This window comes from Microcystis sp. BLCC-F209, assembly GCF_041928595.1.
In the GTDB taxonomy this organism is placed as follows: Bacteria; Cyanobacteriota; Cyanobacteriia; order Cyanobacteriales; family Microcystaceae; genus Microcystis.
Genome location: NZ_JBHFLL010000278.1, coordinates 1 through 10,838, shown reverse-complemented (window position 1 = coordinate 10,838; position 10,838 = coordinate 1). Strand labels below are relative to the sequence as shown.

10 protein-coding genes and 1 pseudogene are annotated in these 10,838 nt (G+C 43.5%); 3 read left to right on the top strand and 8 right to left on the bottom strand.

What is annotated here, in order from left to right; translation table 11 throughout:
• Positions 1 to 582: 582 nt before the first annotated feature.
• The 3 genes from argC to ACE1AQ_RS17870 form a co-directional block, all read right to left on the bottom strand.
• Positions 583 to 1,644 (bottom strand): N-acetyl-gamma-glutamyl-phosphate reductase, encoded by a 1,062-nt coding sequence (gene argC / locus ACE1AQ_RS17880; RefSeq protein WP_110544439.1) that lies wholly within the window; start codon positions 1,642 to 1,644, stop codon positions 583 to 585.
• Between the two features lie 242 nt (positions 1,645 to 1,886).
• Complete coding sequence (locus tag ACE1AQ_RS17875; protein WP_004157975.1) at positions 1,887 to 2,150, bottom strand: DUF3146 family protein; 264 nt, start codon at positions 2,148 to 2,150, stop codon at positions 1,887 to 1,889.
• An 86-nt stretch (positions 2,151 to 2,236) separates the two neighbouring features.
• Positions 2,237 to 3,226, bottom strand: coding sequence for a DUF389 domain-containing protein (locus ACE1AQ_RS17870; RefSeq protein WP_110544436.1), 990 nt, complete (start codon positions 3,224 to 3,226; stop codon positions 2,237 to 2,239).
• Positions 3,227 to 3,528: 302 nt separating this feature from the next.
• Here ACE1AQ_RS17870 and ACE1AQ_RS17865 point away from each other — a divergent pair, with 302 nt between their 5' ends.
• Positions 3,529 to 3,849, top strand: a complete 321-nt coding sequence (locus ACE1AQ_RS17865; RefSeq protein WP_008205486.1) for a hypothetical protein — start codon at positions 3,529 to 3,531, stop codon at positions 3,847 to 3,849.
• A 563-nt stretch (positions 3,850 to 4,412) separates the two neighbouring features.
• On the opposite strand, the gene ACE1AQ_RS17860 is transcribed toward ACE1AQ_RS17865, so the two are convergent.
• From ACE1AQ_RS17860 to ACE1AQ_RS17845, 4 genes are all read right to left on the bottom strand, one after another.
• Positions 4,413 to 4,970 (bottom strand): 50S ribosomal protein L25/general stress protein Ctc, encoded by a 558-nt coding sequence (locus tag ACE1AQ_RS17860; protein ID WP_002781534.1) that lies wholly within the window; start codon positions 4,968 to 4,970, stop codon positions 4,413 to 4,415.
• A gap of 27 nt (positions 4,971 to 4,997) precedes the next feature.
• On the bottom strand, positions 4,998 to 6,341 hold the full coding sequence (locus ACE1AQ_RS17855) for an adenylosuccinate synthase (protein WP_106908466.1): 1,344 nt from the start codon (positions 6,339 to 6,341) through the stop codon (positions 4,998 to 5,000).
• Between the two features lie 127 nt (positions 6,342 to 6,468).
• Positions 6,469 to 6,636: a hypothetical protein gene (locus ACE1AQ_RS17850; protein ID WP_008205493.1), complete on the bottom strand. Its 168-nt coding sequence runs from the start codon at positions 6,634 to 6,636 to the stop codon at positions 6,469 to 6,471.
• A 61-nt stretch (positions 6,637 to 6,697) separates the two neighbouring features.
• Complete coding sequence (locus ACE1AQ_RS17845; RefSeq protein WP_008205494.1) at positions 6,698 to 7,861, bottom strand: LptF/LptG family permease; 1,164 nt, start codon at positions 7,859 to 7,861, stop codon at positions 6,698 to 6,700.
• 207 nt (positions 7,862 to 8,068) lie between these two features.
• On the opposite strand from ACE1AQ_RS17845, the gene ACE1AQ_RS17840 reads away from it, so the two are divergent.
• Together ACE1AQ_RS17840 and ACE1AQ_RS17835 are read left to right on the top strand one after the other, a co-directional pair.
• Positions 8,069 to 9,121: a dipeptide epimerase gene (locus tag ACE1AQ_RS17840; RefSeq protein ID WP_106908468.1), complete on the top strand. Its 1,053-nt coding sequence runs from the start codon at positions 8,069 to 8,071 to the stop codon at positions 9,119 to 9,121.
• The gene (locus ACE1AQ_RS17835; RefSeq protein ID WP_008205497.1) at positions 9,114 to 10,157 is read left to right on the top strand and encodes a DUF1611 domain-containing protein; all 1,044 of its coding nucleotides are present in this window, start codon (positions 9,114 to 9,116) and stop codon (positions 10,155 to 10,157) included. Before ACE1AQ_RS17840 ends, ACE1AQ_RS17835 begins: the two co-directional genes overlap by 8 nt.
• Before the next feature lie 318 nt (positions 10,158 to 10,475).
• On the opposite strand, the pseudogene ACE1AQ_RS17830 reads toward ACE1AQ_RS17835, so the two are convergent.
• Positions 10,476 to 10,784, bottom strand: a pseudogene (locus ACE1AQ_RS17830) (transposase); the annotation flags it as partial.
• Positions 10,785 to 10,838: the final 54 nt, after the last annotated feature.

Here is a 10,838-nt window from a genome sequence, read left to right as displayed (position 1 = left end):
CTCGACCGACCCAACTGCAACAAAAAGCGTTAGATTTATTGGGAGTTTCCCTGATTTGTACCCAGTAACGGGGCGGCGTAAATTCTCTTAATCCCTTCTACAGCACAGCTTATGGCTTTTTGTCAACGGGGAAGTCCAGTTTATATTCACTTTTGCCGATAAACTGACTACTTTTCTGCCATTTTCTCCTTGTCTTTGCTGCCAATCGGTAAACAAATCATAGTGACAAAATTTTGCCAGTTTTTCCCGAAATTGAGCAAAGGATGTGATGTGTGGTTAAACGGGGTGCATCTCACATTTGCAGAAATACCGACAATCAGCAATTATCAGTGACTCTTAAACTGGTACAAATATATCAACAATCGCGTGTAAGCATCCCACCGAAAAACTAATGCGCGGGGGGTTTGGGGGCGGCGCCACGCCCCCAACGGGGGGTTTGGGGGGTAGAACCCCCCAAAGGCTTGGATTGAGTGATAAAATCGGAAGTGATCACCAATTTTAGAAGATAGTTTCCCTTTAAAAATCCCAACTCAGTAGATTTACAAAAATGAGATGTACTCGGTTAAACGCATCCAGGAATTTTTAAGGATAAAAACACATTTGCGGTAAACCAAGGGATTCTTCCCAACCCATCATGAGATTGAGACATTGTACCGCTTGTCCCGATTGTCCCTTAACTAAATTATCGATCGCTGACATCACGATCACTCGATCGGTTCTCGGATCCACTTCAATACCGAGATAACATAAATTAGTACCACAGGCCCATTTAGTTTGTGGATAGACTCCCCCGGGTAGGATTTTGACAAAGGGAGAAGTGCGATAAAAAGCATTGTAGATAGTGATTAAATCATCCCGCACCAGATTAGGATCCCGTAAAGTGGCGTAAACTGTGGACAGGATACCCCGAACCATGGGCATTAAATGGGGAGTAAACTGGACGCGCACCTCATGACCGGCTAAATCACCGCAAATCTGCTCGATTTCGGGAGTATGACGGTGTTTTCCCGCTACATTATAGGCCCCGACCGAACTATCTGCTTCTGCCAATAACATATTAATTTTAGCTTGTCTTCCCCCTCCCGAAGTTCCCGATTTGGCATCGATAATCGTGGTTTCCGGGACAATTAAACCCTGTTTTAACAGGGGAGAAATCGCCATTAAACTAGCGGTAGGATAACATCCGGGGCAACCGATTAAAGAGGCATTTTTAATATCTTCCCGATAAAGTTCCGGTAAACCGTACACAGCCTTAGATGCGATCACTTGATCCTGACGTTCCTTACCATACCATTTACTATAGGTTTCTAGGCTAGTAAAACGATAATCTGCCGACAGATCCAACACTTTACACCCTTTAGCGATCAAAGGGGGAGCTAAATCACAGGCTAAACCATTGGGTAAACCCAAGAAAACCACTTGACAACGGGAGGCAATTATCTCTAAATCGATCGCCTCCACATTAAGATTAATGCTATGACCGAGATGGGGATATAAATCACTGTAGGGTTTTCCGGCGCTACTATCGCCCCCCAGATAGACTAATTCAACAAGGGGATGTTCTTTGAGCAAACGTACCAACTGTACGCCACCATATCCAGAAGCACCGACAATACCCACTGAAACCTTCTGTTCTTGTGTCATTTCCCTTATTCCCAAAAACTCTGAGCGTTAATATAACGCTTTGCTATGGCTGAATTTTAGCCTAATCAGTGGTATTTAAATCAAAAAACTTCCTTTAAAAATCTAGTATCTCGGCCGGGTTGTCCATAAACCGTATGATGAGGTACGAAGTTTTCCTTTGAGAGAATCTGTCATCGGGAGATGATGCCAAATTAGGTTAAACTTCATCCTCAGGAGAAAAGCTGTGATTTAATCCCCCATCTTTACAATTTTGATCGCACTGTAAACTCATAATCTCCTCCTGGTTCTAATTGGTAATCGTAGCGTTCTAAAAACCGATTCAAGGGTTCAAAAATCAAAGCCCTACCTAGGGAAGGTTGTACTAATAACTTGCCTTGAAGAAAATGCCATTGAAAACGCCATTGATATTGTTCCGTCCGCACTTCTCCCTCTAATTTCCCCGTTTGCCAAGATTGCTTAATTATCCGCACATAAGCCGTGCTTTCTGGTCGATTGCCGCCACTCACCTGAACCCTACCTATAGATTAAATATCAAATATTAAGATAGCGAATTAATCCTTGTTTGTCATTACTTGACCTAATTTTCTCGATGCTATTCCGGCGAAGTGACTTCATTAACCTTAGAAACCAAGACATTTAATTGAAAAGGTCGCCCCATTTCCTTAGTAATAAATTCTTGCAATAATTCTACCTGTCTGGGAGTAATGCTTTCCGGAGTTCTTACTACTAATCTCACCTGGGGAGGTTGATTGAGCCAATTAATCGAAGATTCCAATAATTCTGCCCGTTGAAAAGTAATCGTTCGTTGTAATAAAGCTTTTTTGATCAGCCTTTCTAAGCGAGCTTGATTGGCCAGAGTTGCAAAACTTATTCCTAAGGGAATTAGCAGCACTGCTGTCAGGATAGAAGTCAAAATTAGAGCGTTACGCGCCCGATGAAAACTAGAATAACCTGCCAGCAAAAAGACCAACAAACAGGCGAGAGCAATGCCTAATAAATTGGTAATATATAACAGAGTCGCCCCCAAACTTAGGACCCAATTGCCTTGGGATAATCCTAACCCGATCGTACAAACTGGCGGCATTAAAGCCACGGCGATTGCTGTTCCCGCTAAAGTACCTGAAATTTTCGGTTCTATTTTGGCATAACCACTGATTGCCCCCGCAGTAATTGCCACTCCTAAATCTAAAAGATTCGGTTGAGAACGGGCTTGAATTTCACTACCAAATTCGGAAATTCCGATCAATAATCCCAGCAACCAAGCTATCACTAAAGCGATGATCGTACCGACTAAAATTGCCAGGGCTGACTTACGAATTAATCGCCAACTGCCAATTAAACCACCAAAAGCTAGACTACGAATCGGCAACATTAAAGGGGCAATAATCATTGCCCCAATAATCACGGCTGCACTATTGGCAACTAAGCCTAAAGTAGCGATCGTACAAGAACTAACAATCAAAGCTAGATAGGGAAAATCGAGGGACGCTTCTGACCATAAATCGCGCCACATAGCCCTGGATTGTTGCCAGGCCAAAGGTTTTCTTGAGAACCACGAGTGGGGCTGTTCTTTTCTCGTCATTGTGCTGAGGAAGATAAACTTTTCTTTTACTTATAACTTTTTTTGTCTAATCAATGTATATTTGTATCATTTTCTTTAACTAATCTTACCATTTTTTTCTTCGCCTCGATCGATGAAACCTCCTGGCCTCTGCCGACCGCCTTCGTTAACGCTACTAGGCCGGGTAGAAGTTAGCCAAGAAATTACCGACGAAACCCGACAGATTGATCTATTTTTTTCGCCTCATCCAGCGGGGCAAATAACTGTCGATAATCTAGGATTATTAGGTCAAATTGCCCTAAATAGCACTCTCCTAGAACCCTGTGGAAATACAAAATATTTTAGAAGAAGAAGATCGAGAGGTGTTTATGATGTTATCGCAAACTTATCTGGAATGGAAAGAAGCAGTGAGACGACAGGCTAGACAAGAAGCTCTTGAAGAAGGTCTTCAAGCAGGTCTTCAAGAGACGCATCGGGGGATGATCGAAAATTTACTACAAGTGCGCTTTGGACAGTTAGATGATTCTTTTAATCTCGTGATTGAGGGATTGTTATCCTTATCCCCGGGCGAATCTAGCCGTTTATTAATCGAATCCGCCTGCGAGGACTTATTTAAGCGTTTTCACGCTATAACTCCCCAGTAGATGGAAGTAGGGGAGATGGGAGATGGGGGATGGGAGAGGGGAGAAAAAAGCTGACACTGATAACTGATGACTGATAACTGATAACTGACTCCCGACTTCTAACCCAATGTTGGACAAAGATAAACAAAAATTATCTATTGACTCCAAAAACTTGAGAATATTTAAATTAACATTTCGCAATATTTACAAATTCTTAAGAATTAATTGAGAAAGATTTTTATTTAACAACGATGTTGTAATGGTTACAGCGATTTGATAGAATTTCATAGTGGGTTATTCTGTGCTTTTTTGGACAGCAATGGTTGAAACCCTTGCTACACCTACAGGGTGATCTAATTAAGACGGGTAAATCGGTCAATTTTACCCACAACGATGATCTTTTTTTTGTGTAGTTTTATTGCAAAGAAAAAGTTTTTTTGACAAAAAGCGCAAAGTATGCAGTAGCAGTTATGGCAGAGTGGGGAAGTGGGGAAGTGGGGAAGTGGGGAAGTGGGGGAATTTCAACTAAAACCCTAAAACCCCAACACCCCAAAACCCTATCACCCGACCACTGATCACTGAATTTACCGTTTAGCGGCAACAATGGCAAAAACGGTGGTATGGGGATCGTCTTTTAAAGTCACCCCTTCCGGCATTTTTAAATCACCCACGAGCAAAGATTGCCCCACACCGATGCCCGACACATCAAATTCGATCACTTCCGGGATATTATCGGCAATACAGGAGACATTAACTTCGTTAACGAACTGTTCGATTAAACCGCCCTGTTTGGTTCCGATCGCTTCTCCAATGGCTTTAATGGGAACAACGATATCGAGCTTACCGTGAGCAGATACCGAGAAGAAACTGAGATGATAGAGATTTCTTTTCCAGGGATGAGATTGCACCTCTTGGATCAAAGCCTTTCCCGTCCAGGGCATTTCGGGAACATTCACATCCACCAGGGTATTATTTACCGAAGCCTTTTTAAGCAGGGTTAAGGCCGCTTTTTCTCCCACCACCAGAGAAACCGATTCCGTGCCGTTGTGGCCGTAGAGAACCGCCGGGATCAAACCCTGACGACGTAGGGCCCTGGGGTTAATATTTTCGGGTCTTTTTTGACATTCAACGCTAACTTGCATAGTTGACTAATCCTCTTTAGCAATGATTTAAAATTCGTAATTATCCCAAGGTGAGCCATTTTCGTCCAAAAGAGCGCGTTTTGGTCCGTGAATGGGATCTTCAACGATAATAGTTTGGTCGCGACTAGCTCCTAGGGAGATAATCGCGATCGGTACTTCCATAATCGCCCCTAGGAATTTTAGATAATCGAGGGCCTGTTTAGGCAGGTCTTCCAGACTGCGACAATCACTGGTGGGTTGTTGCCACCCCGGCATCGTTCGGTAAATCGGTTGACAACGGGCGAATTCCCCGGCACTACTGGGTAAATGGCGACAGGTTTTGCCGTCCAATTGGTAGGCCACACAGACTTTGATTTCCTCTAGGGTATCGAGAACATCCAACTTGGTGATCGCTAGACAGTCTAAACCATTGATTCGCACCGCATAACGACCGATCACCGCGTCAAACCAACCACAGCGACGACGACGGCCGGTGGTGGTCCCGAATTCCGCCCCCCGATCACACAATAACTGCTCGATCTCCCCCTCTAATTCCGTGGGAAATGGCCCTTCCCCCACCCTAGTGGTGTAAGCTTTGGCCACACCGATCACTCGATCGATTACCGTCGGACCGATACCAGAACCCACACAAGCACCCCCAGCGATCGGATTGGAGGAGGTAACGTAGGGATAGGTTCCGTGATCGAGGTCAAGTAGGGTGCCTTGGGCCCCTTCAAAAAGAATATTCTTACGCTTGCGGATTGCTTCGTAGATTTTTAGGGAACTATCGACCACATGGGGACGTAGTTTCTCGGCATATTCTAGATATTCCTCGATCACCGTCTTCGGATCTAAAGGCGGTAAGTTATATAACTTTTCTAAAATGACGTTTTTATAATTGGTCGTCCATTCTAGTTTTTGCCGCAGATTCTCGGTATTCATCAAGTCGATGACTCGAATGCCGATGCGCTCGGATTTGTCGGCATAGGTGGGGCCGATACCCCTTCCCGTGGTGCCGATTTTATATTTACCCCGTTTTTCCTCGGATGCTTGATCGAGCAGCCGGTGATAGGGCATAGTGACATGAGCCGTTTGCGAGATATAGAGATTGTCCGTGGTAACATTGAGGGCGTGTAATTGCGCCATCTCTTTTAGTAACACCGAGGGATCTATGACTGTTCCCGAGCCGATTATACATTCCGTATCCGGGTAGAGAATCCCGGAGGGAATTAGATGGAGTTTGAACGTTTGATCATCGACGACGACGGTATGACCCGCATTTACGCCACCTTGAGAACGCACCACCACATCCGCCGATCGACTCAGCAGATCCGTGATTTTTCCTTTTCCTTCGTCGCCCCATTGAGCGCCGATTACAATAACGTTAGCCAAGGTATTTTAGTCTAGCTAAAGTTCACACAAACTCCTATTATCTCTCTTGGCCAATACAACTGTCAAGTTATCTCTCTTCGCTAATTGCGGGGAGAAGGCGAGGGTAAAACTCGCCTATTTTCAGGGTTTATTGACCTTCCCGACTGATTTGACGCTCGATAGTTTCGATAGCGGCATTTAATCCCGCTAGACGGGTTTCGAGGTCGTCGCGCATCCATTTAAGGAATGTTAACTTACGCTCTTGATATTCTTGGCGGGAAGTGCTGCCACAAGTGTTAAAGAAAAAGGGAAACATAGATCTAAGGGGCCTGCTATAACTCTACGTCTCCTATCTTGACGAAAATTTCCCAAAAAGTCTAACCGTTAAGTCGCCATAATAACCATAGACCCAACCCAAAACCGAAAAAGTTAGGCAGCCAGGCAGCCAGGAAAGGGGAAAGGGTGGCGGTTAGTCCCAAGCTGCCCACTAAGAAGTTTAAAAGATAGTAGAGAAAAACAATAGCGACGCTGAGACCGAAACTGGTTCCCCGACCGATTCTTTGCGGTAGAGAACCCAAGGCACAGCCGATGGTAGCAAAGACGATGCAGACAAAGGGAAAGGCGATTTTTTGCTGGATTCGCACTTGAAAAAATCTGACTCTTTTATCATCGCCACTGAGTTTGAGCAGTTGCACATATTCGATCGCCTGTGGTATGTTCATCTCGTAGGGATCGCGGCTTTGACGAGCAAAATCGAAAGCGGAGCGAGATAAAGCGATTTTTTCGGCTTTAAAGGGGATAACTTGACTATAGGAGGCGTTAGGGGGGGTTAATTCATAGATAATGCCGTTAAAAAAGTCCCAGACGTTATCGACGGCATTCCAACGGGCCGAATCGGCGATAATAATTTGATTTAATTCTTGTTTTAGCCAACGGATAACGGTGACGGTTTTCATTTTTTCGCCGTCAAATTGTTCGGCATAAAATAAACTTCTTAAATTGCGATTAATCGTACCGTTCTCTAGGGTTTTTATTTCATAATCGGGATAATAAAAGTCTTTGTTTTGCCAAAAGCTTGCCTCTTTATTAATTTTCTGTACTAAAATTTCTGTAGCTCGATAATTAGCATTGGGAACCACATATTCATTTAATAAAAATGTCACCACTGTAACTATTAAACTCAGGCAAAAAGTTGGTATAAAAAGACGGTAAAGAGTGACTCCACAGCTTTGCAGGGCAACGGTTTCGCTATCACTACTTAAACGTCCGTAGGTAATTAAAGTGGCCAATAAAAGAGAAACTGGCAGGGAATAGGTGACAAATTCCGGCACTTTTAACAGGAGAATTTCCAAGGCCGAAGCGAGGGGTAGATTGGCATCAACTACCTGATTAGCCAAATCGGAAAGATTGCCGATAGCTACTCCCAAAGAGGCAAATAAACCAACACTAAATAAAAATGGGGGTAGTAGTTGGCTGATCAGATAGCGATCAATGAGGGCAATACCTCCATTTACCCAGTAAGAAATCTTTTTCTTAATCATTGATTTTGGTTAACTCACTCCTCTTTTATCCCATTTCCTAACCCGCAGCCGTCTTGCCTATCCCTTCGGTTAGCCTATCATATTTTGTCTTTGACGAAAAACACCGCCGGAAGTTGTATGATTGCGGGGAGAGTGGACAGAAGTAAGGATTTGGGTAAGTGTAGATAATTTTTCTGTTCCTATTCCCCGATCATCCCCAGGTGAATTATGCTGCTAAACTGGCAAACTTTTACTATTCATAAACGAGTACCTTTAACGATTAGTCGCGGCACTACCAGCGAAAATACTAATATATGGCTGCAAATTAGCGAGGAAAATATCGAAGGGTGGGGAGAGGCATCTCCTTTTGATATTACCAGCGAGGAGAAAAAACCCGATAAAATCCTGCAAGAATTAAACTCGATCGCTCCTATTTTACAATCTTTTCACCCCTGTCAACGCCAAGAAATTGAAAAAATTTTATGGCAAAATCAGATATCTTCGGCTACTCGTGCCGCTATTGACACGGCACTGCACGACTGGTTAGGCAAAAAAGCTAATTTACCTCTCTGGCAAATTTTTGGACTCGATCGCTCTTTAATTCCGCCGGTTTCTGTTACTATCGGTTTAAATTCTCCAGAAAATGTGCAGAAAAGGCTGTTAGATTGGCTAGAAATTGGCGATTTTAGCTTATTAAAAATCAAATTAGGCTCACCGGACGGGATAGAAGCCGATCGAGCTATAATTCTGGCTATTAAAGCAATTGTCCCCCATTTGCCCCTAACTGTCGATGCTAATGGTGGTTGGACATTTAGGGATGCGGTGAAAATGTGCCAATGGTTAAAGGAAAAAGGCGTTATTTATGTGGAACAACCCCTATCCGCGGGACAAGAACGAGATTTAATTGATTTATACCAAAAATCGCCCCTACCTATCTTCGTCGATGAAAGCTGTTTTTCTAGTCAAGATATCCCGAAACTGGCCGATCGAGTCCACGGCATTAATATTAAACTAATGAAAGCTGGCGGATTAGCCGAAGTGCAGAGAATGATTCATATTGCCCAAGCTTGCCGACTGCAAATTATGTTCGGATGTTACTCTGATAGCAGTTTAGCCAATACTGCCCTAGCACATCTTGGCCCGCTTGTCAACTATCTTGACCTAGATAGTCATTTAAATTTACGCGATGATCCCTTTACGGGTTTAAGCTTGGAAAGGGGACATTTACAAACAAATAATTTGCCCGGTTTGGGTGTTAGTTTACGGATAAAAGATGACTAATTATTTGACTCCTGACAAGAAAGTAGCGATTCTTCTCCACGAAGGAATCAAAGGAACTCGCGGCAAAACTGGGTTAAGTTATCTGCGTTACGGAAAAGCGCAGGTAGTGGCGATTATTGACGCAGAAAGCGCCGGCAGTACCTTAAAAGAAGTGGCCGGAATCGATCGCCCCTTGCCGATTGTTGCTAGTGTTAGGGAAGCTCTAACCTATCATCCCGATACCCTGTTAATTGGTATCGCACCCTCAGGAGGCATTTTACCACCCCATTGGCTAGAAGAAATCAAAGAGGCGGTAAATACAGGGTTATCCCTCGTTAATGGTCTCCATACACCCCTAAAACCCCTTTTTCCTCAGCTTAAACCGGATCAATGGATTTGGGATATCCGTCTGGAACCCCAAGACTTAAAAATTGGGCAAGCGCGGGCGAAAAATTTAACCTGTCAGCGTATTCTAACGGTAGGGACGGATATGAGTGTGGGCAAAATGTCCACTAGCATCGAATTACACCGATTTGCCCGAGAAAAAGGGCTAAAATCGCAATTTTTAGCCACTGGACAGGGGGGAATTATGATCGCGGGAAAAGGTGTACCCTTGGATGCAGTGCGCGTCGATTATGCTGCTGGTGCGATCGAGGCTTTGGTGTTAGAATCGGCAGAAAATAATGATATTCTGTTTATTGAGGGTCAAGGCTCCCTTTTACACCCTGGCTCCACCGCTACCTTACCCTTAATGCGTGGCACTCAACCAACGGGGTTAATTCTCGTCCATCGTGCCGGACAAATTCATATCAAAGATTTACCCGATATTCTCATCCCTCCCCTAACGGAAGTGATTAAACTCTACGAAATGACTGCCAGTGCTGGGGGAAGTTTCGGGGAGGTGAAGGTAAAAGGGATTAGTTTAAATACTTTTCATCTTAGTCCGGAGGCGGCAGTTAAAGCTATAGAAACTGTGCAGGAGGAAACGGGGTTATTTTGTACCGATGTTGTCCGTTTTGGCGGTCAAGGGTTATTATCAGTGATCAGTGATCAGTAAACAGTGATTGATTCAATCATAGTCGATGATTGGTGGTGGGTTACGAGGGATTGTTAGCTTGAATCCACATTCCGCACCCTAGGTTTTACGGCGTTGCTGAATCAAGGTATGAATGCCAAATGTGCATCGTATCCAAAAGTTAGTTTCAGTCTAGGTTTTAAAAATCCCAAAAAAGAAGGTTCATATCTCAAATCAGCAACGCCGGTTTTACTTATCACTAGGTAATAGGTGTAGGGGTAATTCATGAATTACCCCTACAATCGGCTACGTTTTTCTGGATGTTGTTAAATTTGGCTCTTCGTTACTCTTTATGCTAAATCAACATACAAGATGCCAAGATAACATACTTATAACCCGAAAATTCCGAAAGTTTCTAAAGCCATAGCCTCTTCGTTTTATTAGTTTAAGTTTATTGTTGATTCCCTCGACCACCCCATTCGTTGTCCTTCGCTCGAAATAACTAATGATTTCTCCAAACCAGTTTCGGATTGTTTGACAACTCTTGGTAAAAACACTGGAGGATTTTGCCAACCATTCCGAGATGGATAGCAGTCCTTCTGTCGGATTCTTTGAGGTTTCATAAATCTTTCTAAATTCTTCCTTTAACTCGTGCATCTTTTTCAAATTCCGTTACGTCATTTCTTCGACTAACATTTAAAATATCTTCTTCTTTTAATTGTT